This window comes from Rhizobium sp. SG570 (assembly GCF_012275345.1).
Classification (GTDB): domain Bacteria; phylum Pseudomonadota; class Alphaproteobacteria; order Rhizobiales; family Rhizobiaceae; genus Rhizobium; species Rhizobium lusitanum.
The window spans coordinates 1-26,194 of the sequence record NZ_JAAZQI010000029.1 but is presented as its reverse complement, the minus strand read 5'-3'; the positions used below and the strand labels follow the sequence as shown (position 1 = coordinate 26,194).

The window sequence follows — 26,194 nt, the reverse complement described above, 5'->3', positions numbered from 1 at the left end:
TTTATTCGATACCGAAGACTCCCACGAAGTTCTTCATGCGGCGAACAGCCAGATCCGGCTTGTCGAGGACATTGGCCTTGTCTGCCAGTCGGAAGATCTCGGCATAGTGATTGACGCCGCGTGCGGATTGCATGCCGGCGGGGAGGCTGAAATGGTTCTGATGTCCATTCAGCCAGGCAAGAAACACCACGCCCGCCTTGTAATATTGCGTCGGCGCCTCGAAAATCTTGCGCGACAGGGGAACCGTGGGTTCGATGACGGACCTGAAGGTCGCTACGTCTCCGGCCGCGAGTGCGGCTAGCGCCTTCGAGGCGGATGGGGCGACGGCGTCAAAAATGCCGAGAAGAGCGTGGCTATAGCGCTCGCCGTCCCCTTCGATCAGCTCCGCATAGTTGAAATCGTCACCGGTGAAGCACAGGACACCGTTCGGAAGCCGGGTGCGAAGCTGGACCTCCTTGGCATTGTCGAGAAGCGAGATCTTGATGCCCTCGACCTTGTCGCGATTTTCCTCGATGATCCTCAAGACGCATTCGAGCGCCGGCTCGAATTGGGCGCTGCCCCAATAGCCGGCCAGTTGCGGATCGAACATGTCGCCGAGCCAGTGCAGGACGACCTTGTCCCTGGCCTGCGAGAGAATGCGACCATAGACCTTGGCGTAATCGTCAGTGGAGGCTGCGACGCGGGCAAGCGCGCGGCTCGCCATCATGATGGCGCGGCCGCCATGCTTCTCCACATATTCGACCTGTGTCTCGTATGCCCTGATGACATCATCAAGCGATCGCGCCTCGGACGCGATGAGATGATCGGTTCCGGCGCCGCAGGCGAGATCGGCTCCATCGACGTTCCTTGCCTCATCGAGCGACCGTCTGATCAGTTCCTGCGCGCCGGCCCAGTCCAGTCCCATGCCGCGCTGCGATGTATCCATTGCCTCGGCAATCTTGAAGCCGAGGCTCCACAAATGCCGGCGAAAGGCGATCGTTGCCTCCCAGTCGATGGCCGGCCGGCCCCAAGGGTCGGTTTCCTTGCGCGGATCCGAAACGACATGTGCGGCGGCGTAAGCGATGCGATTGAAGTGCGGGGGTGCCGCCGGCCGTGCGATAGGCGTTCCCACCAGTTCATAACCGCGAATGACGCCATCGGAGTTCGGCAGGTTCAAAGTCAGGCTCATGACAATCCTCCTCACAAGATTGAACGACCCATTAATTTGGATCGTTCCAAATTGCAAGAGGCTATTTTGGGGATCCGCTAATTTGCCGAAAAATACTAGCGCTGGCGATTGCTGCTACGAAGTAGACAGAAATACCTATTTAAAACAATGGGTATCTGCGAAATGGCAGAAAAGATGTGGCGGCTATCGATCTGAATTTGGAAAAACGCTCTTGACATAATTGGAACGTTCCAATTAATTGCTTAGAGAATTAGCAGGGAGGATTATATGGCCGGGGGACGGGTTACCGTCATAGACATCGCGAAGGCTGCCGGCGTTTCAAAGTCGACCGTCTCGCTGGTGCTTCAGGGGTCCCCTCTGGTCAATGAGGGCACGCGGGTGAAGGTCAGTGCCGCGATGCGGGAGCTCGGCTATGTCTACAATCGTGGCGCCGCCACGCTCCGGCAGACGGGCGCGAAGTCGAAGATCATCGGTGTCGTCGTCAACGACCTCACCAACAGTTTCTTCGCGGAGCTGGCAGTGGGAGTCGATATGGTCGTTCAATCCGCGGGTTTCGTGCAGTTTCTGTCGAATACGAGCGAAAGCATCGATCGCCAGCGCGAGGTCATTGCGTCCATGCGCGAGCATGGCATTTCCGGCCTGATCGTTTCGCCGGCCCGTGCAACGGAAGCAGCCGATTTCAAGCCGTTGGTCGCAGCCGGCATCCCGGTCGTCGTCGCGGTGCGCAGCCTGCCCGGCGCCAAGGTTTCCTCGATCGTATCCGACAATCACGAAGGAACGGCGGCGGCAGTCCGGCATCTGGCCTCGCTTGGCCATAGGCGAATTTCCTTCCTGGGCGGCTTTCCCAATACGGCCGTTTTCGCCGAGCGCTTGACCGGTTACCGGGATGCAGTGGTGGAAGTCGGTCTCGGCTTTGACGACGAGCTGATTGTTTCATCGGCTCCATCGAGAGCCGGCGGTGCGGATGCGATTGCTCGCACCATGGCGATGGGCAATCCGCCGACTGCGGCCGTCTGCTTCAATGATGCGGTCGCTTTCGGCGTCTGCGACGGGCTTCGCGCGCGTGGCATGGAGCCCGGCCGTGACTTCGCCGTCGTCGGTTTCGACGATGTGATCGAGGCACAGACTGCAGTGCCCGCGCTGACGACGATTTCAGTCGATCCGCAGGGCATGGGCAGGCGTGCGGCTCAGCTTCTTCTCAAGCAGATCAATGCGGGAAAGGTGGAGGCGGAGAACGTGACCGCGGCCGTGCGTCTCGTCGTTCGCGAGAGCTGCGGTGCCGCGCAGAGAAAATCAAGGGAGGAATTGGCATGACTGTTCGTTGGGGTCTTATCGGCGCAAGCACCATCGCCCGCGAATGGGTCATCGGCGCCATCCGCGCTGCTGGCGGCGAGGTGGTGTCAGTCATGAGTTCGAGCCCGGAGCGCGCACGAGCCTACGCTGCTGAAAACGGTATCGGCCGGTCGGTTTCGCAGGTCTCGGAGCTTGTGTCGGATCCGCAGATCGATGCCGTCTATATTTCGACCACCAACGAGCTGCACCGCGACCAGGCGATTGCCGCGGCTCGCGCCGGCAAGCATGTGCTTTGCGAGAAGCCGCTGGCAATGTCGCTTGACGATGCGCATGCTATGGCAAAGGCGGCGAAGGATGCCGGCGTCGTTCTGGCGACCAATCATCATCTTCGCAATGCATCGACCCATATCGCCATGAGGGATGCCATCGCCTCCGGCAAGATTGGCAAGCCGCTGGCGGCTCGGGTGTTCCACGCCGTCTATCTGCCGCCGCATCTTCAGGGCTGGAGGATCGAGAAGCCGGCCGCCGGCGGTGGCGTGATCCTCGACATCACGGTTCACGACGCCGATACGCTGCGCTTTGTCCTCGGGCGTAACCCGGTTGAGGTCACGGCTTTCTCACAGTCGGGCGGAATGGGCAGGGAAGGGCTGGAAGATGCCGTCATGGGCGTGATGCGCTTCGAGGACGGTGTCATCGCCCAGTTCCATGATGCCTTTACGGTGAAATATGCCGACACCGGCTTCGAGGTGCATGGAACCGAGGGATCGCTCATCGCTCGCAACGTCATGACGCAGCGGCCGATCGGCACCGTGATATTGCGGACGGCCGAGGGCGAGCAGGAGCTGCCGACGACCGACAAGAACCTCTACCAGACCGCGCTCGAAGCCTTCCACGCCGCCGTGGCGGGGAAGGGGCGTCCTGCCGCTACAGCCGAGGATGGAATCTGGTCGCTCGCAACCGGCCTCGCCGTCGTCGAGGCCGCAAGAAGCGGCGCGGCCGTCAAGATAAAAACCGGACTCTAGATTATGCATATGAGCAAACACATCACTCCGGCCGAAGCCGCCGCCCTGATCCCCGATGGAGCCATCGTCTCGGTCTCATCGTCAAGCGGTCTTGGCTGCCCCGATCTGATGCTGAAGGCGATCGGCGAGCGCTTCGATGAGACGGGGCATCCGCGCAATCTCACGACGCTGCATCCGATCGCGGCAGGCGACATGAGCGGCATTAGGGGTGTCGACCATATTGCCAAGAAAGGCCTGCTCAAGCGCATCATCGGCGGCTCCTATCCGTCCGGACCGTCCACCGCCGAACCGCCGCTCATCTGGCAGATGATCACGGATAACCAAATTCCCGCCTACAATATCCCGTCAGGCATCCTCTTCGATATGCACCGGGAGGCCGCTGCCAAGCGTCCGGGAGTCTTGACCAAGGTGGGGATCGAGACCTTCGTCGATCCCAAGCGTCAGGGCTGCGCGATGAATGCCGCCGCGAGCGAAGAGCCGGTTGTCAAGCGCGTGTCCTTCGAAGGCGATGAATGGCTGTATTTTCCTGCTATCGTTCCGCAGGTCGCGATCATTCGCGCGACGACGGCGGACGAGCGCGGCAATCTCACCTACGAGCACGAGGGCGCCTATCTGGGTGGTCTGGACCAGGCGCTTGCCGCACGCAACAATGGCGGCATCGTCATTGCCCAGGTCAAGCGGATCACCAAGGAAGGCTCGCTGAAGCCGCATGATGTTCGCGTTCCCGGAATGCTGGTCGACTATGTGATCGTCGATCCCGAGCAGAAGCAGACGACCCAGACCCTGTACGATCCGGCGATCTCAGGCGAGATTTTTCGTCCGCTCGACACGTTCCGCGTTCCTGAATTCAACATCCAGAAGGTAATCGCGCGACGCGTGGCGCAGGAACTGCAGGCCGGCAGTTGCGTCAATCTCGGCTTCGGCATCTCGGCAAATGTGCCGCGCATCCTGCTGGAAGAGGGGCTGCATGGGGCGGTCACCTGGGTCATCGAGCAAGGTGCCGTCGGTGGCGTTCCGCTCCTCGATTTTGCTTTCGGCTGCGCATCCAACGCCGATGCCTATATGCCGTCCCCCTATCAGTTCACCTATTTCCAGGGCGCCGGTTTCGACGCTTCGCTCCTGTCCTTCCTCGAGATCGGCCGGGACGGATCCGTCAACGTTTCGAAACTGTCCTTCCGGCCGCATGTGACGGCCGGAGCCGGCGGCTTTGTCGATATCACCGCCCGCGCCAGGAAAATCGTCTTCTCCGGCATGTTCAATGCGGGCGCCAAGATCGCGGTCGTCAACGGCAGGCTGGTCATCGAGAAGGAAGGCAAGCTCAAGAAATTGGTGAACGAAGTCGAGCATGTCACCTTCTCCGGCAAGCGGGCAGTCGAGCAGGGTCAGGACATCACCTATGTCACCGAACGCTGCGTGATGAAGCTGACGTCGGCCGGCATCGTACTGACCGAGATCGCGCCGGGCATCGATCTGCAGACACATGTTCTCGAGCAATCCGAATTCCCGCTCACCGTGGCAGCGGATCTCAAGGTGATGGACGCCGGACTCTTTGCGGAAGGCAATATCGGCCTTTCCCTGCCGAAGAAAGACGCCCGCGTTCTGAAGGGGACGTTCCATGGCTAGCGGCACGGTGAAGGTCGAGATAGACGGGCACATCGCAGTCATGACGGTCTCGCGGCCGGAAAAGCTCAATGCTCTCGATCTGGATATGTTGAAGGCACTCGGCAATGCTGCCGATGAAGTCGAGGCAAACGGCGCCGTTCGGGTTGCGATTTTGACGGGCGAGGGCAAGGGCTTCTCGGCGGGCGGCGACATCAAGGCCTGGGGCGGAATGGAGCCGCAGGAGTTCGGACACGCCTGGGTTCGCTACGGCCATCGCGTTTTCGAAAGACTGGCGACCCTTCGCGTTCCTCTGATCGCGGCTCTTAATGGCCATGCCCTTGGCGGCGGCCTGGAGCTTGCCGGCGTGGCGGATATCAGGATCGCCGAGGAGCACATCAAGATCGGATTGCCCGAGACGGGCCTCGGCATGGTGCCGGGCTGGTCCGGCACGCAGCGCCTCGTCAAACGCTTCGGCGCACAAGTCGTTCGCCGTATGGCGCTCGGTGGAGAAATCTTCACGGCCGAGGAGGCGCGTAATCTGGGCGTCGTCGATGCGGTCACCCCGAGCGGCAACGCTGTCGCCGCGGCCAAGGATTATGCGCAGCGCGTGGCCGCGCGCGGACCTGCTGCATTGGAAATCGTGAAGCTGCTGGTCGCTTCGGCAAACGGCGAGGACAACGGCACCGCCGTCGAGGCGCTGGGGTCTATACTCGCCGCCAAGACAGGCGATCTGAAAGAGGGCGTCGCTTCCTTCAGCGAAAAGCGCCCGGCACAGTTCAAGGGAGAATGGTGATGACGATTCCGGTGAAGCCAAAGGCGCTGAGCTCTCATGAGGCGCGGGATTTCAAAATGCTGATCGACGGCCGGTGGCAGGCAGGCGATGCCAGGCCGATCGAGCGCGTCGCCCCTAGCCACGGCGTCGTGGTCAGCCGCTTTCCGGCCGGCAGCAAGGCGGATGCCGAACGGGCGATCGCGGCCGCCCGCAAGGCGTTCGACAATGGTCCCTGGCCGCGAATGACGGCCTCCGAGCGATCAGCTGTTCTTCTGAGGGCCGCCGATCTCATCGCGGCGCGGGCAGAAGAGCTTGCCTATCTCGATGCGATAGAGGCCGGCAAACCGATCAGCCAGGTGCGCGGCGAGATCGCCGGCTCCGTTGATATCTGGCGCTATGCGGCGGCACTCGCGCGCGATCTGCATGGCGAAAGCTACAATACGCTCGGCGAGGGAACACTCGGTGTCGTTCTGCGCGAGGCGATCGGCGTCGTCTCCATCATCACCCCCTGGAACTTCCCGTTCCTGATCGTCGGTCAGAAGCTTCCCTTCGCCCTGGCGGCCGGCTGCACGACAGTTGTCAAGCCATCCGAACTGACGTCGGGCTCGACGCTTGTCCTCGGCGGGATCCTGCAGGAGGCGGGCGTGCCGGACGGCGTGGTCAATATCGTCACAGGAACCGGCCCCGAGGTCGGCGCCGTCATGACATCCCATCCCGACGTTGACATGGTGTCCTTCACCGGTTCCACCGGCGTCGGCAAGCTCACCATGACCAATGCGGCACAGACGTTGAAGAAGGTGTCGCTCGAGCTCGGCGGCAAGAACCCGCAGATCGTCTTCCCGGACGCCGATCTGGACGCCTTCATCGATGCCGCCGTTTTCGGCGCCTATTTCAATGCCGGCGAATGCTGCAATGCCGGCTCTCGACTGATCCTGCACAAGAGCATTGCATCCGAAGTCGTCAAGCGCGTCGCCGATCTCACGCAGAATGTGAGGGTCGGCGATCCGCTGGATCCCAGCACGCAAGTGGGCGCGATCATAACGCCGCAACACTTTGACAAGATTGCCGGTTACGTCGCCAAGGCAAGGGACGGCGGTGCGGACGTGGCGCACGGCGGCGGCACTCTCGACCTTGGCATGGGGCAATTCATGGCGCCGACAATCCTGTCCGGTGTGACGCCGGATATGGCGGTTGCGCGCGAGGAAGTCTTCGGCCCTGTTTTGTCGGTATTGACCTTCGAGACGACCGCCGAGGCAATAGAAATCGCGAATTCGATCGACTACGGCCTGTCGGCCGGCGTCTGGAGCCGCGACTTCGATACTTGCCTGACAATCGGCAGAAGAGTCCGTGCAGGAACCGTCTGGATGAACACGTTCATGGATGGTACCCCTGAGCTTCCTTTCGGCGGCTACAAGCAGTCCGGGCTCGGGCGCGAGCTCGGCCGCCACGCGGTGGAGGATTATACGGAGACCAAGACACTCAACATGCACGTCGGCAGCCGCACCAGCTGGTGGATGCCGCAGAAGGAAAAGCTGGCCTAGCCAGCGGAAGACTACGCCTGAGGAGGGCGGGGAATAGATGCGAGAATGGGTCTCGCATCTAAAAATTGCAAAACTGGGAGGTTTTAAATGCGTAAGTTTTTGACGACGACTGCAATGATCGCACTTGCAGTCGCGGGTGCCGGCGCGTCCGCTCGCGCCGCTGATGTAAAAGAGGTGCAGATGCTGCACTGGTGGACATCCGGCGGCGAGGCTGCGGCGCTGAACGTGCTCAAGCAGGATCTTTCCAAGGAGGGATATGCCTGGAAGGATGTTCCGGTCGCCGGCGGCGGCGGTGACGCGGCCATGACGGCACTCAAGGCCATGGTTGCTGCCGGAAACTATCCGACGGCTTCGCAGATGCTGGGCTATACCGTGCTCGACTACGCCCAGGAAGGCGTCATGGGCGACCTGACCGCGACGGCCAAGAAGGAAGGCTGGGACAAGTCGGTTCCGAAGGCTCTGCAGAAGTTCGCCGTCTATAACGGCAAGTGGGTCGCAGCTCCGGTCAACGTTCACTCCGTCAACTGGCTCTGGATCAACAAGGCTGTCATGGACAAGATCGGCGGCAAGCAGCCGAAGACCTTTGCCGAATTGATCGCGCTTCTGGACAAGGCAAAGGCGGCCGGCGTCGTTCCGCTCGCGCTCGGCGGCCAGAACTGGCAGGAAGCGACGATGTTCGACTCGATCGTCCTTTCGACCGGCGGCCCGGAATTCTACAAGAAGGCCTTCAACGACCTCGACGAGGCCTCGCTGAAGTCCGACACGATGAAGAAGTCCTTCGACAACCTCGCCACGATCGTCAAATACGTCGACCCGAACTTCTCCGGCCGTGACTGGAACCTTGCGACCGCGATGGTCATCAAGGGTGACGCGCTCGTTCAGGTCATGGGCGATTGGGCCAAGGGCGAATTCGTCGCCGCCAAGAAAACCCCAGGGACAGACTACCTGTGCTACCGCTTCCCCGGCACCGAAGGCAGCGTGATCTACAACTCCGACATGTTCGGCATGTTCAACGTTCCTGCCGACCGCAAGGCCGCTCAGGTAGCACTTGCGACCGCAACGCTGTCGAAGAGCTTCCAGTCGGCCTTCAACGTCGTCAAGGGATCGGTTCCCGCCCGCACCGACGTTCCGGACACCGCCTTCGACGCCTGCGGCAAGAAGGGCATCGCCGACCTGAAGGCCGCCAACGAAGGCGGCACGCTGTTCGGCTCGCTCGCCCAGGGCTACGGCGCTCCGCCGGCGATCGCCAATGCCTACAAGGACGTGGTCTCGAAGTTCGTCCACGGCCAGATCAAGACGTCTGACGAGGCCGTCAAGCAGCTCGTTCAGGCGATCGACGACGCCCGCTGATCGGGTCGAGAACGGCTTCCCCGCCCTGGCGGGGAAGCCTCCGATAGCGAGCATATCATTGGGAGAAGATGGACCTCATGAGCTCAGTTGCTACCACGGAACCGGTGTCGGCGCGGCGGCCCGCGGTTTCTCTGCGCGCGCGCCTGCAAGATGCCCTGCCGAAGATCGTGCTTGCGCCGAGCTTCGCGATCACGCTTGTCTTCGTCTACGGCTTCATTCTCTGGACCGTCTATCTGTCCTTCACCAACTCCAAGACCTTTCCGTCCTATGCGTTGACCGGCCCGCGCGCCTATCAGCGGCTCTGGCGCTGGACGTTCGAAAGCGATCCGCCATCGTCCTGGTATACCTCGATCGTCAATATGGGGATCTTCGGCTTCCTCTATATCTTCATCTGCCTGGCGCTTGGGCTGCTGCTGGCGATCCTGCTCGATCAGAAGATCCGCGGCGAGGGCGTGCTCAGGCCGATCTTTCTTTATCCGATGGCGCTTTCCTTCATCGTGACGGGCGTTGCCTGGAAATGGTTCCTGGACCCGGGTCTAGGCCTCGAGCAGACCTTGCATCAGTTCGGCTGGACGAGCTTCCATTTCGACTGGATCAAGAACAAGGATTTCGTCATCTACACCGTCGTCATCGCCGGTGTCTGGCAGGCGTCCGGCTTCATCATGGCGATGTTCCTCGCCGGTCTGCGCGGCATCGACAGCGAGATCATGAAGGCGGCGCAGATCGATGGCGCCTCGCCCTTCCAGCTCTACCGTCGCATCATCATTCCGCTGCTAAGGCCGGTATTCCTGTCCGCTTTCATCGTGCTCGCGCACATGGCGATCAAATCCTACGACCTTGTGGTGGCGCTGACATCGGGCGGCCCCGGTGGCTCGGCCTGGCTGCCCTCCAACTTCATGTATGAATATACCTTCAAGCGCAATGAAATGGCCGTTGGTTCGGCCAGCGCCGTGATCATGCTGATGACCATTTCGGCGATCATCGTTCCCTATCTTTACTCCGAACTGAAGGAGAAGGCGCGATGAGTTCCGTTGTTTCTCCTGCCGTCGGGCTGGCGCATGGCGGCAATCGCGGCCGATGGATCGGCCGTGTCGTGATCTACGGCCTGCTGCTGCTTTTTGCGCTCTTCTATCTCGCCCCGCTCTTCGTGATGCTGGTCACCTCGTTCAAGACCATGGACGAGATCCAGAACGGCAACATGCTGGCCCTGCCGCAGTCTCCCACCTTCGACCCATGGCTGAAGGCGTGGGGCGAAGCCTGCGTCGGCCTCACCTGCGCCGGCATCAAGGGCTATTTCTGGAATTCCATCACGATGGTCGTGCCGGCGGTGGCGATCTCGACGATCTTCGGCGCCTTGAACGGCTACGTGCTGACCAAGTGGCGCTTTCCGGGCCATACGCTGGTGTTCGGCTTGATGCTGTTTGCCTGCTTCATCCCGTTCCAGTCGGTGCTGCTGCCGATGGCGACGATCCTCGGCGCTCTCGGGCGCTTCGGCGTGACGCTGCAGGATGCGACGGGTTTCAGCTTCGGCTTCGGCAATTCGACGGTCAACCTGGTCTTCGTTCACGTCGTCTACGGCCTCGGCTTCACCACGCTGTTCTTCCGGAACTACTATGAAGCCTTCCCGACCGAACTGGTGCGGGCAGCGCAGGTCGACGGCGCGAGCTTCTTCCAGATCTTCCGCCGCATCATGCTGCCGAATTCCCTGCCGATCATCGTCGTGACGGTCATCTACCAGTTCACCAACATCTGGAACGACTTCCTGTTCGCCTCGGCCTATGCGGGAACCGGTGATTCCATGCCGATGACGGTGGCGCTCAACAATGTCGTCAACACCTCGACCGGCGTGGTCGAATACAACGTCAACATGGCCGCCGCCATGATTGCCGCCGTCCCCACGCTCATCGTCTACATACTCGCTGGCCGCTACTTCGTGCGCGGTCTGATGGCGGGCGCTGTCAAAGGATAATCGCTATGGCTTTTCTTGAAATTTCCGGACTGAAGAAGCGCTATGGCGCACTCGATATCCTGAAAGGCATCGACCTCGAGCTTGAGAAGGGCGGCTTTCTGGTTCTCGTGGGACCGTCCGGTTGCGGCAAGTCCACCCTGCTCAATACCATCGCCGGCCTGGAGGCGATCAGCGAGGGTGACATCCGCGTCGACGGACGTTCCATCGCCGGTCTGCATCCCTCCAAGCGCGACATCGCCATGGTGTTCCAGAGCTATGCGCTCTATCCGAACATGACGGTGGCCGGCAACATCGCCTTCGGCATGGAGATGCGCGGCGTGCCCGCCGAAGAGCGCAAGAAGGCGATCGACGAGGTCGCCAAGGTCCTGCAGATCAGTCATCTGCTCGATCGGAAGCCGAGCCAGCTCTCGGGCGGCCAGCGCCAGCGTGTCGCCATGGGCCGCGCCCTGGTGCGCGATCCCAAGCTGTTCCTCTTCGACGAGCCGCTGTCCAATCTCGATGCCAAGCTTCGCGTCGATATGCGCACGGAGATCAAGCGCCTGCACGCGCGGATGAAGACGACCATCGTTTATGTGACGCATGACCAGATCGAGGCCATGACGCTGGCGACAAAGATCGCCGTTCTCAAGGACGGCGTTCTGCAGCAGTTCGGCTCGCCGGCGGAAATCTACAACAATCCGGCCAATATGTTCGTCGCCGACTTCATGGGATCGCCCGCCATGAACCTGCTTTCCGGAACGATCGAGAAGGGAAACACCGGGCTTTCCGTCTCGCTGGCGCGCGCGGATGGCGAGCCGATCAGACTGCCGATCGCTGCGGGCCGCGAGCAGCTGGAGGCGCATGCCGGACGTGCGATCGTCTTCGGCATTCGCCCCGAGGCGCTGACCGATCCGGACGGCGCCGATCGCAATGCGAAGACGGTGGCCGAAAATGATTGCCTGATCGAGGTGGTCGAACCGGCGGGCTCCGACACATTCGCCGTCATCAAGCTCGGCGGCAAGGAGGTCGTCGCCCGGCTGCGTGCGGATGCACGCATCCAGGCAGGCCAGCACGCACGCCTCGCCTTCAATCTCGACAAGGCTGTTTTCTTCGATCCGCAAAGCCAGATGCGGATTGCGTGAGACGGCATCAGAGATATCGACATGAGCAAAACACCTGACATCGTCATCATAGGTTCGGGCGTCGGTGGCTCGACGGTCGCGGCCGGGCTGGCGGCGACGGGAGCCGAGATCCTGATCCTCGAGGCCGGCGATCATATCGCCGATCGTCCCGAAAACCGGGACCAGAGGGCGATCTTTCAACGGGGCCATTTTCGCCCGAAGGAGACCTGGTACGAGGCCGGCGGCACCGGCTTCAATCCGGGAAACTATTACAATGTCGGTGGAAATTCAAAGTTCTATGGGGCAGTCCTCGTTCGTTACCGCAGGGAAGACTTCGAGGAGATGCAGCATCGCGAGGGCGTGTCTCCCGCCTGGCCGTTCTCCTATGACGTGCTGGAACCCTGGTACAGCCGCGCCGAGCGCATGTATCAGGTTCGGGGACGCCTCGACGAGGATCCGACCGAACCAAATCATTCGCTCGGCTATGATTTCCCGCCGGTTCCCGACGAGGCGCCAATCGCCGAGGTCAGGGCGCGGCTGAAGGAAAAGGGCCTCCATCCCTATTCTCTGCCGTTGGGCATCGATCTCGAGGCCTGGCTTGCCAAGGCCAAGACGCCCTGGGATGCCCATCCGAATTCGCATGACGGCAAGATGGATGCTGAAACGGTGGCCCTTGCCGTTGCTCTGAAGCACGGCAATGTCCGCCTTCAGACGGGTGCGCGGGTAACAAGGCTCGAAGCTGCGGCGGACGGCAGGATCGCCAGCGTTGTCTACCAGATGAACGGTGAGGAGATCAGGCTTTCACCCAAGCTCGTCATCCTGTCCGCCGGCGCGGTGCAATCGGCGGTGCTTCTCTTGCGCTCGGCCGATGACCGGCACCCGAAAGGGTTGGCGAATTCGTCCGACCAGGTCGGGCGGAACTTCATGAACCACAATTCCTCGGCGGTGATCGGCGTGTCGCCGACCTATCGCAACACCTCCGTCTACCAGAAGACCTTCGGCTTCAATGATTTCTATCTCTCCGACGGAAATGGCGGCCCGCCCCTCGGCAATGTTCAGCTGTTGGGCAGGATTTCCGCCAAGGTACTCAAGGGTTCGCTGCCGAAGGTGCCGGAGTGGGTGCTCGGACAGATGACGAACCGGGCGATCGATTTCTATGCGATGAGCGAGGATATGCCGAACCCGGAAAGCCGTGTCATGATCGATGGCGATCGCATCGTCCTGCAATGGCAGCGCACCAACTGGGACGCCCATCTCGCACTGGTCGCCAAGCTCAAGGACATACTGAAATCCATCGGTTTTCCGCTCGTGCTCTCGCGTCCCTTCGACAAGCGTACTCCGTCCCATCAATGCGGCACGGTCCGGATCGGCAATGATCCGGCGAGCGCACCGCTCGACATCTATTGCCGTGCCTATGACCATCCGAACCTCTTTGTGGTCGACGCGAGCTTCCTGCCGACCTCGGCAGCCGTGAACCCAGCGCTCACGGTTGCCAGTCAGGCTCTGCGCGTCGCCGATCACATCGCATCCAAGGACCTGAACGCATGACAGACAAGGTTGAACGGCCGGTCGCGGTCATCACCGGAGGACGGAGGGGCATTGGCCTCGGCATAGCGTCCGCGCTCGCAAAGGCCGGTTACAGCATCGTCATTACCGGCATCGGACCCGAGGAGACCGCTGAGGAGGTGATCACCGGGCTCAAGGCTCTTGGCGGTGATGCATTCTACATTCAGTCCGATCTGTCCGATGTCGGAAAGCATGACGCAACCGTCCACGCCATTCTGGGGCGCTTTGGCCGCATCGATTGCCTCGTCAACAATGCCGGCATGGCCGCGGTCGTGCGCGGCGATTTTCTCGAGCTGCTGCCCGAGAATTTCGATGCGATCCTGGCGACCAATCTCAAGGGCACCGTTTTCTTCACCCAGGCTGTGGTCAAGGCGATGCTGGTGTCCGGCAGTCGCTCGCACCCGCGCTCGATCATTAACATCACGTCCGTATCGGCGGAAGCGAGCTCACCCGAACGACTGGATTACTGCATCAGCAAGGCCGGGCTTGCCGCCTTTTCGCAAGGGCTCGCCTTGCGTTTTGCCGAATCCGGCATCGCTGTCTTCGAAGTCCGCCCCGGCATCATCCGCACGGATATGACCGCAGGCGTCAGCTCCAAATACGACACGCTGATCGAGGGCGGGCTGGTGCCGATGAAACGGTGGGGCGAAGCAGAGGACATCGGCAGGATCTGCGCCGCGCTCGCCTCCGGCGACTTCGCTTTTGCCACCGGCACGGTGATCGATGCGGATGGCGGTCTGTCCATTCCCCGTTTGTAGACAGGATTTGAGATATGCGTTTCGACTATATCATTACCGGCGCTGGACCGGCGGGATGCGTTCTGGCCAATCGGCTGAGCGAAGACCCGGATGTCAACGTGCTGCTGCTGGAGGCGGGAGGCGGAGACTGGAACCCGCTCTTCCACATGCCGGCAGGCTTTGCCAAGATGACCAAGGGAGTGGCCAGCTGGGGCTGGGAGACGGTACCCCAGAAACACATGAAGGGCAGGGTTCTTCGCTATACGCAAGCCAAGGTCATCGGCGGCGGTTCGTCGATCAACGCACAGCTCTACACGCGCGGCAACGCGGTGGACTACGATCTATGGGCCAGCGTGGACGGCTGCGAAGGCTGGGACTATCGTTCCATCCTTCCCTATTTCAAGCGCGCCGAAGACAATCAGCGTTTTGCGGATGATTATCACTCCTATGGCGGGCCGCTCGGCGTCTCCATGCCGGTTTCCGCCTTGCCGATTTGTGATGCTTATATTCGTGCCGGCCAGGAACTCGGCATTCCCTACAACCATGATTTCAACGGCCGCCAACAGGCCGGCGTCGGCTTCTATCAGCTAACGCAGCGCAATCGCCGCCGCTCCTCCGCCTCGCTCGCCTATCTTTCACCCATCAAGCAGCGGAAGAACCTGACGGTCAGAACCGGCGCGCGCGTGGCACGCATTGTCCTCGAAGGGGCGCGGGCTGTCGGTGTCGAAATCGCGTCGCAACAAGGGTCGGAGATCGTGCGGGCGGAGCGGGAGGTTATCGTTTCCTCAGGTGCGATCGGCTCGCCCAAGCTGCTGCTGCAATCCGGTATCGGCCCCGCCGATCACTTGCGATCGGTCGGCGTGAAGGTCCTGCACGACCTTCCGGGGGTCGGCGGGAACCTGCAGGATCATCTCGATCTCTTCGTGATCGCGGAGTGCACCGGCGACCATACCTATGACGGCGTGGCAAAACTCCACAGGACGCTGTGGGCCGGGCTCGAATATATGCTGTTCAGGACGGGTCCCGTGGCGTCTTCCCTCTTCGAGACAGGCGGCTTCTGGTATGCCGATCCCGAGGCGCGTTCTCCCGACATCCAGTTTCACCTCGGCCTCGGCTCGGGGATCGAGGCGGGCGTCGAGCGCCTCAAGAATGCCGGCGTCACGCTGAATTCAGCCTATCTTCATCCCCGGTCCAGGGGGACGGTCCGGCTCTCCTCATCGGACCCCGCCGCCGCTCCATTGATCGATCCGAACTACTGGTCGGATCCTCACGACAGGGCGATGTCGCTGGAAGGCTTGAAGGTTGCGCGCGAGATCATGCAGCAGGCGGCCCTCAAGCCGTTCGTGCTTGCCGAGCGCCTTCCAGGCCCGAAGGTCGTCACCGACGAACAGCTTTTCGATTATGGCTGCGCCAATGCCAAGACCGACCACCATCCGGTCGGCACCTGCAAGATGGGCACCGGTCCGGATGCCGTTGTCGGCCTTGACCTGAAGGTTCGTGGATTGGAAGGGCTGCGGGTCTGCGATTCCTCTGTCATGCCACGCGTTCCCTCCTGCAACACCAATGCACCCACGATCATGGTCGGCGAGAAGGGCGCGGATATCATTCGAGAGCTTCCGCCGCTCCCGGCTCAGATTTTTGCCCATGAGCGAAACGACGCGCGCCCGAGGGCGCGTGTCGCTATCCGTTAGGCAAAACGGTGTTGTGGACAGGCGGGTTTCGGGACGAGTTGCTTGATATCCCCGAGAGATCCGCCGCGGCCGTCAGGCTTCGATCTGCCGCCGCTTCCCGCCGAGCAGGCGCAGTGCGTTCATGGTGACCAACACCGTCGCTCCGGTATCGGCGAGGATCGCCGGCCAGAGACCGGTGACGCCGACGATCGTCGTGACCAGGAAAACACCCTTCAGGCCGAGAGCGATGGTGATGTTCTGGCCTATATTGCTCATCGTCCGCTTCGAAAGGTCGATCATCTCGATGACGTCGCCGACGCGGCCATGCAACACGGCGGCGTCGGCCGTTTCGAGCGCGACGTCGGTTCCGCCGCCCATGGCAATGCCAACGTCGGCGGCGGCGAGCGCAGGCGCGTCATTGATGCCGTCGCCGACCTTGGCGACCCGAAGGCCCTGGCGTTTCAGCTCGCCGACGATGCGCTGCTTGTCTTCAGGCAGCAGCTCCGCCTTCACCTCGATGCCGAGCGTCTTGCCGATGGCCTGTGCAGTGCGCCTGTTATCGCCGGTCAGCATGATCGTCTTGATGCCGGCATCCGCAAGTGCCTTCAAGCCCGCCGCGGCATCGGCCCGCGGTTCGTCGCGCATTGCCAACAGGCCGGCGGCCACGCCCCTGACCACCAGAACGGAGACGGTCTTTCCCTCGTCGTTGAGTTCGGCGATCCGTGCCGATTGTTCCGGGGCAAGGGAAACTCTGTCAGCCGCCGCCTGCGGCGAACCGAGGAAGACCTCGATGCCGTCAACCGTGCCGCTCACGCCCTTGCCGCCGATCGCCTTTGCATCGATGACCGATGGCACTTCCGTACCGTCCGCGGCGGCGCGATCGAGGATCGCCCGCGCGAGCGGATGGTTCGAGCCGGTTTCGAGAGCAGCCGCCAATCGCAGCACCTCTGCGTCGCCCGTGCCGAGGCCGACGATATCCGTGACCTTGGGCTTGCCCTCCGTCAGCGTGCCTGTCTTGTCGAAGGCGACTGCGGTCACCTTGCCGATATTCTCCAGCACGGCGCCACCCTTGAGGAGTAGACCGCGTCTGGCGCCTGATGACAGCGAGGCCGCGATTGCCGCCGGCGTCGAGATGACGAGGGCGCAGGGGCAGCCGATCAGCAGGATGGCCAGGCCCTTGTAGACCCATTCGCCCCAGTTGCCGCCCAGCAGAAGCGGCGGGACGACGGCGACGAGCGCGCCGACAACGACGACGCCCGGCGTGTAATAGCGCGAGAAGCGGTCGATGAAGCGCTCGGTCGGCGCCTTCGATTCCTGCGCCTCCTCGACCAGCTTGACCACGCGGGCGATCGTGTTGTCGGCAGCGGCCGCCGTAACGCGAATGCGCAGCGCCGCATCGCCGTTGACGGTGCCGGCAAAGACGGTCGCATCGGCCCCCTTGCGCACGGGCGTGCTCTCACCGGTGACGGGCGCTTCGTCGATGGCGCTTTCGCCAGACAGGATCGTGCCGTCGGCGGGAATTCGGTCCCCCGGGCGCACCAGGATGACGGCACCGACGGACAGGCTCTCCGCCTGTACTTCGCGGGTCTTGCCGTTCTGCTCGACGAGGGCGGTTTTGGGAACCAGCTCCGTCAGCGATTGAATGCTGGCACGGGCCTTGCCGGCCGCAACGCCTTCCAGCAGCTCGCCGATCAGGAAGAGGAAGACAACGGTTGCTGCTTCCTCGCTGGCGCCGATGATAACAGCGCCGATCGCCGCGATCGTCATCAGCATCTCAATCGAGAACGGCGTTCCGACCATTGCGGCCATGAAGGCGCGCCGGGCAATCGGCAACAAACCCACAAGCATGGCGGCGGTGAAGATCCAACCCTCCAGTCCAGGCACGAGTTTGCCAATGGCCCAGGCCACGACAAGTGCGATGCCGCTGGCGATCGTCAATCGGCCCTTTGCAGATTTCCACCATGGTCCGATGTTCGGCCCATGATCGTGTCCATGGACACCGGCAACGGCCGCCGCGTGCCCATTTGCGTCGTTGCTGTGTCCCGGATGAGCATGCTCATGGCTTCCGGTTCCACGATCACGATCGCCGTGGCCATGATCATGATTGTGATCTTTGTGATCATGGCCTTGTGCCTGGTGATCATGATGGTCGTGGCCACAGCCGCAGACATGGCTTTCGTCTTCCTTGGCCGCGGGCGCGCTACTTTGAGGAAGCGGAATGATCTTGTAACCCAGTCCCGTCACGCGCTTGGCAATTGCCGGCGCGAGAGTGTCATCGCCCTGATGTTTGACTGTCATTGTGCCTGCCGTGACCGATACGGAAACGTCCTCAACGCCCTGCAGGCGACGAACGGCCGTGTCGATCTTCGCAGCGCAGGAAGCGCAGTCCATGCCATCGACGCGATAGCGGCTCTGTTGTGTTGTCGAAGTCATATTCGGGTTCCAGATTGGGTCGTGGAACCATTGCTACATCCTCTAGTAACTAGAGGGACAAGAGCATTTTTATGGAATTTTCGCGGTGGCCGCTTGCTGTCGGCGGCAATCTATCGGCATGGAGTGCGGCTATGCAGTCTCAGCGCCGCTGCTGCAACTGACCCGCGCGCGTGCAGCAGCTGGACACGCTCCGCAACGAGACGCGTGTTTCGAGGCGAAGCGTTTGAATTTACTCGCCGGCTATCTCACCGAACGCTTTGCGGCCAGGGGCGACTCATGGAGAGGGAATGGTTGCTCGTGCAAGGAGCCGGTGGCCGATCCGGGAACCGGCGGGCGGCGAGCGCTGCCTGAAAGCTACGGTTTCAATAGAACCTTGCCTGCCTTGCCCGGTGTCAGCGAGGACTTTACCGCCTGGGCGATCTCCGTGATATCATAGGCCGCTTCCACCGGCAGCTTGACATCACCTGAGGCAACGCGCGCGATGAGTTCTTCGATCAGCCGGCGGCGCTCGTCGGCGGACATGGCGGCGCTGATCTTGCTGCCCCAGAACCCCTTGATCGTCAGCTGTTTGAAGATGACGGCGCCGGATGCGATCTGCATCGGCTTGCCGGCTGCCGTGCCGAAGGAAACCAGAAGGCCGTTCTCGCCCAAGAGGTCGGCAAGGTCGTTGCTCGCCACGCCTCCGACGGAATCGACGGCGGCACGGATCGGTGCGTCGCCAATGATGGCGCGCACCTTGGCCTTCCAATCCGGAGAGGCGGTCGAGACCGCATTCTCGATGCCGAACGCGGCCAGCTCGTCTACGCCGGCATCCCGCCGGACGAGATTGACCGCGTGTACGCCGCGACTATGCGCCAGCATGGCCAGGGTCTTGCCGACTGCTCCGTTCGCTGCATTCTGGATGATCCAATCGCCACGGCCGACATCGAGGAACTCCAGAAGCGCAATAGCACTGAATGGCATGGCAATGAGTTGGGCGGCGGCCTCGTCGGTGATGACATCGGGCACCGGAACGAGGCTTGCAGCGGGCGCGATGAATTGCTCGGCCCAGGTTCCATGGACACCGGCCGCAACGACGCGCTTGCCGACCAGCGTCACATCGACGCCAGCGCCGACAGCATCGACGATACCCACCGCCTCGCTGCCGCCGATGGCGGGCAAGACCGGCTTGTAGCCGTAGGCGCCGCGGACGGTCCAAAGGTCATGATTGTGAATGGGCGACAGAATGGTGCGAATCCGCACGCTTCCCGCAGCAGGTTCGGGAAGGGGCATGTCGGCGAGGCGAAGGACCGTGGTAGGATCGCCGAAGACATCATGGATGGCACTACGCATTCTGTTTTCCTTGTATGTTCATGTGCTGGTCCGGGCCTGGATCAAAGGCTGCCGGGTAGGGAAAGTGCTTGCTCGGTGGCAAGCATTGCCTGGTCGAGCGGTGTCTTGTCCTTTCCAAGCTTGGCCAGGATCGCTGCACCAAGCCACAGGCTGTAAAGCGACCGGGCCATCTTTTCCGGGACGCATGAAGGCGCAATGGAACCATCGTCGCGACCCTCGGTGATTGTTTTGGTAATGCGCCGGATGAGATCCTCGACGCCGCCGAGCAGGATCACACGCATGCCTTCGGAAAGGTCGGATATCTCCGCTGCGAGTTTCACGACGAGGCAGCGATCCGCGAGGCTGGCCGCATGATCGTCGGAAACCCATGCACGCCAATAGTGCATCAGCCTTTGACGGCCATTGCCCTTCCAGCCGAACAGAGCGTCGAGCCGCTCTGCATAGTCGGCGCAATATTCCTTCAGCAGAGCACAGCCGAAGGCTTCCTTGGACGCAAAATAATAATAGAACGATCCCTTCGGCACTGCACTTTGCTCGAGCAGTTCCTTCAGGCCAACGCCGCCAAAACCCTTTCGCAGCACCAGTTCTCGCCCGATCGCGAGGATGTGGTTACGCGTCAGATCAGATTTTCTTCTGGTCGTCATGATCCGTGCGTAACAAATAATCGACCGGTCGTCTACGACGCCGGGATTCTTTGCCCGTCATATCAGCGAAAGTGCTGCCAGCGAGAGGATTAGTGCCGGAAACATCACGACGATGCCGAGCTTCAGAAAGGCCCATGCGCCCATATGAAGGCCTTCGCGACGCAGGGCAGCGAGCCACAGGATCGTGGCGAGCGAACCGGTCACCGACAGGTTGGGACCGAGATCGACGCCGATCAGTACTGCACCTGCTATGGCGTCCGGAACATGGGCCGCCTGTACTGCGCTGCCGGCGAAAAGGCCTGCCGGCAGGTTGTTGACGAGATTGGAGACGATCGCGACGGAAAGGCCCGCCGCGCCGACTGCCTGCCCCTGGGATTGAGCCGCAAGCGAAGCCAGCTTGCCGGACAAAAGAGCGGTCAAGCCGGTATGATTGACCGCCTCGACGATCACGAACAGTCCCGCAACGAGAGGCAGCACGCTCCAGCTGATGCCGCGGATGGTCTCGACCGGGCTCTGCCGGGTGAGCGCGAGGACGAGGATGGTCGTGGTGACGCCGGCGGCGAACGTCGGGATCCCGAGATCGACGTTCATGGCCGATGCCCCGATCAGAATGACGGCTGTCGCCACAAGTCCCCATCCGGCCAGCCGGGCGCTGTGCGAAAGGGCGGGTTCCTCGACGCTGCGTGCGATGCTGTCCTCCGCCAATGCGCGTCTTTGCGTCCAGTAGAGACAGGCGAAGGTCACGACGATCGAGACGATCGACGGCAACATGAAGGTCTGCATCCACCGCGATAGGGGCGGCATCTCGCCACCGGCGAAGATGACGAGGTTGGCCGGGTTGGAGATCGGCAGCACGAAACTGGCGGCATTGGCGATGAAGGCGCAGATCAATAGGTAGGGCATGGGGTCCTTGACCCGGGCCGCGCGGCAGGCCGCGTAGACGGCGGGTGTCAGGACGACGGCGGTCGCATCGTTCGAGAGAAACACGGTCACGACAACGCCAACGACATAGACGAGCAGAAACAGCCGCCGAGGCGAGCCTTTGGCATGCGAGGTGGCGATCGCCGCTACCCAATCGAACAATCCTTCTCGCCGGGCAAGCTCCGACAGGAGCATCATGCCGATCAGGAACAGATAGACATCGAAGCCCTTGGACACGCCGGCCCACACGTCTGCCGGCCCGATAAGCCGGAAGGCAAGCAGGAGCGCCGCGCCGAACACGGCCCAGACCGCTTCCGGCCATCGGAACGGACGTGTGACGACCCCTATGGCGGTCAGGCCGGCGATGCTCCAGGTGATGGCGGCTTCGGTCATATAGATCGTCTTGGATAGGTGACGGGAGCGGGTATGTAACACTGTTGAACGGCAGCGCAAGCGGTCACTATGGCGTCGCTCAACAGAAGCGGTCAGAATCATGTGGCGCGACGGAGCGCTACGTCTGCTTCCCTTTGCCCTTTGTTGTTGCGCTATGGTCGGATTTCTCGGCTCGATCGATGAGAACGGAACATTCGGCGTGCCGGGTGACGTACTCGACCGTTGAACCGAATATGCGGTCGAGGATATCGGACGCATGAGTTGCCAGGACGATCAAATCAGCCTTCTTCTCCTTGGCGACGATTAACAAGGTTTTCGATGCAGTCCCCATGCGTACGTCGATGGAGGCGATTATACCGAGACGCTTACAGAGTGCATTGAGCTTTTCCTCGGCTTCCCCGATGACGGAGACCGCCCATTTATCCGGGCTCTCGTCTCCGGAAGGAGAGCGTTCGATGACATGCACGATGGTCAACTCGCCGCCCGGCGTCAGGAGAGCCTGAGACGTGCGCAACAAACGTTCGGCGCGCTCGCGTGATCCGAGCCCTATCGCACAAATGATTTTCGCATACATCTCAATCTCCATAAAATGCGTCGATACCGGGCGGTCGCCTAAGCCGGCCCGCAAGTTCTCCGTCAACTCTCGCTTGCGCAAACCGATCCGTACCCAACACATCGATAACGACGGCGCCCGTCAAGTCTTGTATCGGGAATGATGCGGAGCAATACACAGCCGCGCTTTGGGATTGAAGGAAATCGCGTTGAACAGCCTGTACGAATAGTCGAAATGCCTCGTTCTGCGTCAATCTGCCCTCTTTGTGGCGGTGCCCTGCGACATCCTGCGCTTTTGTGCAGTGCAAAAAATGCACTAGTACTATTTCGCGAACAACTTGCCATGGCAGCAACCCATCGGCGAGCCGGCGTCGCTATTCTGGCGCTGACAAGGAGCGGAAAGCCAGTCATATTAGTTGGGCTACGATATCATCGGTTGCAGCAAGTGTGTTCCGGGTTCGGCGATTGGCCCTTCTTGAGGGCATGGAATTGGAAAGGGCAGGCTAGCGTGAGTGTTTCCTCTACCGGCGATGGAATGTTGGAAAGACGAGAGGCTGGTGGCCCAAGCATGTCTGCAAGCGCCGATGCTCGTGGTGCAGCCGCCCGCCGGTCCGCGGAACGGCTCGCCGGTTTGGGCTTTGCGTCGGCTTTGCTCTGCTTATCTTCTCTGGTGTGGATAGGGCAGGCCGCCATGCTCGCCGTTGGCGTGGGAGCGATCAGCGAAGGTGGTGGGGTGTCGGATCTGACGATACCCGCTGCCATCGTCTTGGGCCTTGGCATCCTGCGTGCCGCCCTGGATGCGGCTGGCGGGCGGCTGGCTTTCCAGGCGGCACGCCGGGAGCTGACCGCGCATCGTTCGGCTGCAACGGCAGCACTCGCACTCCGCTCGCCCCTGGATAGCGCCAGGCCCGCATCCGGTCTGGCGGCGAGCATGCTGGGTGAGCAGGCCGAAGCGATTGTTCCTTATCTCCAGCGATTTCGTCCCGCACGCTTGAAGGCAAGCGTGGTGCCGCTCGTCATGTTCGTCTGCATCCTGCCGATTTCCTGGGTAGCGGCCGTGATCCTCGCTCTCTGCGCACCGCTGATCCCGATCTTCATGGCGTTGATCGGCTGGCGTGCCAAAGCCGCCAGCGAGAAACAGCTCGCCGAGACCGGCGGCATCAACGCTTTTCTGCTCGACCGGCTGCGCGGACTTGCCACCATTCGCGCTCTCGGTGCTGTCGATGCGACGGCGCTGCGATTGCGTGGGGACGCGGAGTCGTTGCGGGTTCGCACCATGGCGGTGTTGAGAATCGCCTTCCTGTCGTCGGCGGTATTGGAATTTTTCTCCGCTCTCGGCGTTGCAGCGATGGCCGTCTATGTCGGCTTCAGCCTACTCGGCTCGATCGACATCGGCACTTGGGATGGTCGCCTGACATTGACGCAGGGGCTCTTCATTCTTCTGCTCGCACCCGCCTTCTTCGAGCCGTTGCGTGAATTGTCGGCAGTCTGGCACGACCGGGCAGCCGGAGAAGCGGCCCTTGCGGCGCTGAAGGATCTGGCATCGTCGCAACAAACGATTCTCGGCGGCAGCGATGCGAAGCCGTGCATATCCACCGGCCCTGCCTCGGTCGAGATCCAAGGTCTGGTCTTCCGCCATGGTGCGGAGCGGAGGGCTGTCATCGATCATTTCGATCTCTCCGTCGCTCCAGGCGAACATATCGCTCTATGGGGCGCCAGCGGCTCCGGCAAGACGGCCATTCTGTCGCTGATTGCCGGCCTGGCGCCGCATGAAGCCGGCGTGATTCGTGTCGGCGGCATTCCGCTGCGGGATGATACGGCGGATGGCTTGCGCCGGCGAATGGCGTGGATCGGGCAGTCGCCTCATGTGTTCGCTGGTAGTGTCATAGGGAATATTGCGCTGGGACGAACCGGCATCGATGGTCATGCGGTTGCAAATGCCCTCCGGAATGTGGCGCTCGACGAGGTCTTTACTGCCGAGAGGGTTGCAGCGGTCGGAGAGGGCGGTCTCGGTCTTTCCGGCGGCGAGGCATTGAGGCTGGCGCTTGCCCGGATGATGGTCGGCGAACACGCCGACATCATCCTTGCCGACGAGCCGACTGCCCATCTCGATGCGCAAACGGCGGCTGCCGTGACGGATGCGCTGCTTGCGCTTGCCAAGGGCCGTGTGCTGATCGTCGCCACACATGATCCGGTGCTGGCAGGACGTCTCGGCCGTGTCGTTCGTCTGGAGGCACCGGCGCGGAGGGTGGCTGCATGAGACGCTCTCTCTCTATCCTTCTTCCGGTCATCAGGCTGTTCTCGGTCGAGCGCGGCGCGAGCCTTGGTCTCGGCGCCGGCCTGTCGGCACTGGCAACGCTTGCCGGTACTGCGCTGCTCGGACTATCCGGCTGGTTCATCACCGCCTCGGCCTTTGCCGGCCTGACGGTCACCAGCGCCATGGTCTTCGACGTCTTTGCGCCTTCCGCCGGCATACGCCTGCTTGCGATCGGCCGCACGGCGGCTCGCTATGGCGAGAGAATCGTGACGCATGATGCGACGCTCAAGGTGCTCGCAGCGCTGCGTGAGCGGCTGTTTCGCGGCTGGGCGCAGCCGGCTGCCGCCGCAGCGATGATGCGCCGGCCGGCAAAGCTGCTCTTCCGCTTGACGAACGATGTCGATGCGCTCGATTCGCTCTATCTGCGCGTGCTGGTGCCGGCCGGCGTTGCCGTCCTTGCCGCTTTCGCGGTCATGATCGCGCTCTGTTTCATCGATCCGCTGTTTGGTGGCCTGGCGGGACTGTGGCTTGTTGCCATCTGTCTTGGCCTTTCGCTCGCGGCGGGACAGTTTGCGTTGAAGCCGGGGCGGCGTCGCGTCCATGCCATGGAAGCCTTGCGCGCCCGGAGCATCGATCTCGTCGCCGGCCAGACGGACCTTGCAATGGTCGGGCGGTTGCAGGCGCAACGGGTGGCCATTGCCGTGGCCGATCAACGGCTGGCGCAGGCCGACGATGCCCTCAACCGGATCGACACCGCTGTCGCTGCAGGCTTTTCGCTGGCCTCCACATTACTTTTGACAGCAACGCTCCTGACCGTCGCCCTGCTTGCCAAGCAGGGAACGATTGGAACGCCTGCCGCCGCTTTCGCACTGCTGGTCGCTTTCGCCGCCACGGAGCCCTTTGCGGCCATGCGTCGTGGTGCCCTTGAACTCGGGCGGACGTTGCTTGCCGCCAAACGCATTGCGCCCCGGCTGGCGCCGGTTTCTGCTGCGCCGGGGATTATCGGGCCGGACGCGGAGCATGCCTTCCAGATGGCAGGTGTCGTCGTCGGGCATCAAGGCACGGCGCTGCCGGTCCTGCGCGATCTATCCCTGTCGCTGGCGGTCGGTGAACGGTTGGCCATCGTCGGCCCGAGCGGTGTCGGCAAGTCGACATTGCTGGCGCTGCTCGCAGGCGAGATCGCTGCAACCAATGGCACGGTTGCCTCTCTGCCGGCGGCGACGCTGACACAGCGCAGCGAGCTGTTTCAGGACACGGTGCGCGACAATCTGCGGCTGGCGGATCCGCATGCGGACGATAGCCGGCTGCGCCGCGCGCTCGCCACCGCCGGTTTGCTCGAGGATATCGAAGCCTTGCCGCGCGGCCTTTCGAGCCGTCTCGGCGAAGGCGGCAGCGGCCTGTCCGGCGGACAATCGCGCCGGCTGGCGCTTGCAAGGCTTTTGTTGCGCGACACGCCGCTGTGGCTGCTCGATGAGCCGACGGAAGGCCTCGATGCCGGCACGGCTCGCGCGGTGCTTGTACGGCTGGTTTCGGCGGCCGCCGCGCGCAGCCTTGTCATTGCCACGCACATCCGCCGCGAGGCCGATATCGCCGATCGCATCGTGCTCCTGGACGGCGGTCGTATCGCCGCCACAGCGCTGCGCGGCACACCGGAATTCGACATGCTCCTCGACCGGCTCCGGCCGGACTGAGGGGCAAAGTAGCATGCCCGCGGCGCGTCGGATGGCGCCGCATTCCTGTCAGACACACCGTAGGGGGTGGGAGAAAGACTATGGAACTTGATATCGTGGCGCTATCGCGTCTGCAGTTTGCCATGACGGCGCTGTATCACTTCTTGTTCGTGCCGCTGACACTCGGCCTGTCCGTGCTGCT

The 26,194-nt window shown here is 62.1% G+C and carries 21 protein-coding genes; 15 read left to right on the top strand and 6 right to left on the bottom strand.

The window, feature by feature from the left end:
- Position 1: 1 nt before the first annotated feature.
- Positions 2 to 1,168, bottom strand: coding sequence for a dihydrodipicolinate synthase family protein (locus tag FHT28_RS33215; protein WP_168598571.1), 1,167 nt, complete (start codon positions 1,166 to 1,168; stop codon positions 2 to 4).
- A 267-nt stretch (positions 1,169 to 1,435) separates the two neighbouring features.
- Between FHT28_RS33215 and FHT28_RS33210 the strand changes: the two genes are divergently transcribed.
- The 12 genes from FHT28_RS33210 to FHT28_RS33155 all read left to right on the top strand — a co-directional run bounded on the left by FHT28_RS33210 (position 1,436) and on the right by FHT28_RS33155 (position 15,811).
- A complete protein-coding gene (locus tag FHT28_RS33210) occupies positions 1,436 to 2,482 on the top strand; it encodes a LacI family DNA-binding transcriptional regulator (RefSeq protein ID WP_037197708.1) in 1,047 nt (348 codons plus the stop codon).
- Positions 2,479 to 3,483, top strand: a complete 1,005-nt coding sequence (locus tag FHT28_RS33205) for a Gfo/Idh/MocA family oxidoreductase (RefSeq protein ID WP_168598570.1) — start codon at positions 2,479 to 2,481, stop codon at positions 3,481 to 3,483. Before FHT28_RS33210 ends, FHT28_RS33205 begins: the two co-directional genes overlap by 4 nt.
- A gap of 9 nt (positions 3,484 to 3,492) precedes the next feature.
- Positions 3,493 to 5,106: an acyl CoA:acetate/3-ketoacid CoA transferase gene (locus tag FHT28_RS33200; protein ID WP_168598569.1), complete on the top strand. Its 1,614-nt coding sequence runs from the start codon at positions 3,493 to 3,495 to the stop codon at positions 5,104 to 5,106.
- Positions 5,099 to 5,878 (top strand): enoyl-CoA hydratase/isomerase family protein, encoded by a 780-nt coding sequence (locus tag FHT28_RS33195; protein WP_037197711.1) that lies wholly within the window; start codon positions 5,099 to 5,101, stop codon positions 5,876 to 5,878. The genes FHT28_RS33200 and FHT28_RS33195 overlap by 8 nt, the downstream gene beginning before the upstream one ends.
- Positions 5,878 to 7,398 (top strand): aldehyde dehydrogenase family protein, encoded by a 1,521-nt coding sequence (locus FHT28_RS33190; RefSeq protein WP_168598568.1) that lies wholly within the window; start codon positions 5,878 to 5,880, stop codon positions 7,396 to 7,398. Before FHT28_RS33195 ends, FHT28_RS33190 begins: the two co-directional genes overlap by 1 nt.
- Before the next feature lie 87 nt (positions 7,399 to 7,485).
- The gene (locus FHT28_RS33185) at positions 7,486 to 8,748 is read left to right on the top strand and encodes an ABC transporter substrate-binding protein (protein ID WP_037197714.1); all 1,263 of its coding nucleotides are present in this window, start codon (positions 7,486 to 7,488) and stop codon (positions 8,746 to 8,748) included.
- A gap of 77 nt (positions 8,749 to 8,825) precedes the next feature.
- On the top strand, positions 8,826 to 9,773 hold the full coding sequence (locus FHT28_RS33180) for a sugar ABC transporter permease (protein ID WP_037197762.1): 948 nt from the start codon (positions 8,826 to 8,828) through the stop codon (positions 9,771 to 9,773).
- The gene (locus tag FHT28_RS33175; protein ID WP_168598567.1) at positions 9,770 to 10,717 is read left to right on the top strand and encodes a carbohydrate ABC transporter permease; all 948 of its coding nucleotides are present in this window, start codon (positions 9,770 to 9,772) and stop codon (positions 10,715 to 10,717) included. Before FHT28_RS33180 ends, FHT28_RS33175 begins: the two co-directional genes overlap by 4 nt.
- Positions 10,718 to 10,722: 5 nt before the next feature.
- A complete protein-coding gene (locus FHT28_RS33170; RefSeq protein ID WP_037197717.1) occupies positions 10,723 to 11,838 on the top strand; it encodes an ABC transporter ATP-binding protein in 1,116 nt (371 codons plus the stop codon).
- Positions 11,839 to 11,859: 21 nt separating this feature from the next.
- Positions 11,860 to 13,365: a GMC family oxidoreductase gene (locus FHT28_RS33165; RefSeq protein ID WP_168598566.1), complete on the top strand. Its 1,506-nt coding sequence runs from the start codon at positions 11,860 to 11,862 to the stop codon at positions 13,363 to 13,365.
- A complete protein-coding gene (locus tag FHT28_RS33160; RefSeq protein WP_047559174.1) occupies positions 13,362 to 14,141 on the top strand; it encodes a 3-ketoacyl-ACP reductase in 780 nt (259 codons plus the stop codon). Before FHT28_RS33165 ends, FHT28_RS33160 begins: the two co-directional genes overlap by 4 nt.
- A gap of 14 nt (positions 14,142 to 14,155) precedes the next feature.
- Positions 14,156 to 15,811: a GMC family oxidoreductase N-terminal domain-containing protein gene (locus FHT28_RS33155; RefSeq protein WP_168598565.1), complete on the top strand. Its 1,656-nt coding sequence runs from the start codon at positions 14,156 to 14,158 to the stop codon at positions 15,809 to 15,811.
- 72 nt (positions 15,812 to 15,883) lie between these two features.
- Here FHT28_RS33155 and FHT28_RS33150 read toward each other — a convergent pair whose 3' ends face one another.
- From FHT28_RS33150 to FHT28_RS33130, 5 genes are all read right to left on the bottom strand, one after another.
- The gene (locus FHT28_RS33150) at positions 15,884 to 18,223 is read right to left on the bottom strand and encodes a heavy metal translocating P-type ATPase (RefSeq protein WP_168598564.1); all 2,340 of its coding nucleotides are present in this window, start codon (positions 18,221 to 18,223) and stop codon (positions 15,884 to 15,886) included.
- Positions 18,224 to 18,577: 354 nt separating this feature from the next.
- Complete coding sequence (locus FHT28_RS33145) at positions 18,578 to 19,555, bottom strand: zinc-binding dehydrogenase (RefSeq protein ID WP_037197723.1); 978 nt, start codon at positions 19,553 to 19,555, stop codon at positions 18,578 to 18,580.
- A gap of 41 nt (positions 19,556 to 19,596) precedes the next feature.
- The gene (locus FHT28_RS33140) at positions 19,597 to 20,199 is read right to left on the bottom strand and encodes a TetR/AcrR family transcriptional regulator (RefSeq protein ID WP_047559186.1); all 603 of its coding nucleotides are present in this window, start codon (positions 20,197 to 20,199) and stop codon (positions 19,597 to 19,599) included.
- Positions 20,200 to 20,256: 57 nt separating this feature from the next.
- Positions 20,257 to 21,513 carry an arsenic transporter gene (locus tag FHT28_RS33135; RefSeq protein ID WP_168598563.1) on the bottom strand — a complete coding sequence of 419 codons (1,257 nt, stop codon included), beginning with the start codon at positions 21,511 to 21,513 and terminating at the stop codon, positions 20,257 to 20,259.
- Between the two features lie 118 nt (positions 21,514 to 21,631).
- A complete protein-coding gene (locus FHT28_RS33130; protein ID WP_037197727.1) occupies positions 21,632 to 22,087 on the bottom strand; it encodes a universal stress protein in 456 nt (151 codons plus the stop codon).
- Between the two features lie 546 nt (positions 22,088 to 22,633).
- Between FHT28_RS33130 and cydD the strand changes: the two genes are divergently transcribed.
- The 3 genes from cydD to FHT28_RS33115 all read left to right on the top strand — a co-directional run.
- Positions 22,634 to 24,325, top strand: a complete 1,692-nt coding sequence (gene cydD, locus FHT28_RS33125; protein WP_246705021.1) for a thiol reductant ABC exporter subunit CydD — start codon at positions 22,634 to 22,636, stop codon at positions 24,323 to 24,325.
- Positions 24,322 to 26,013, top strand: coding sequence for an ATP-binding cassette domain-containing protein (locus FHT28_RS33120; protein WP_037197731.1), 1,692 nt, complete (start codon positions 24,322 to 24,324; stop codon positions 26,011 to 26,013). Before cydD ends, FHT28_RS33120 begins: the two co-directional genes overlap by 4 nt.
- An 80-nt stretch (positions 26,014 to 26,093) precedes the next feature.
- A partial coding sequence (locus FHT28_RS33115) for a cytochrome ubiquinol oxidase subunit I (RefSeq protein WP_168598561.1) occupies positions 26,094 to 26,194 on the top strand: 101 nt, incomplete at its 3' end.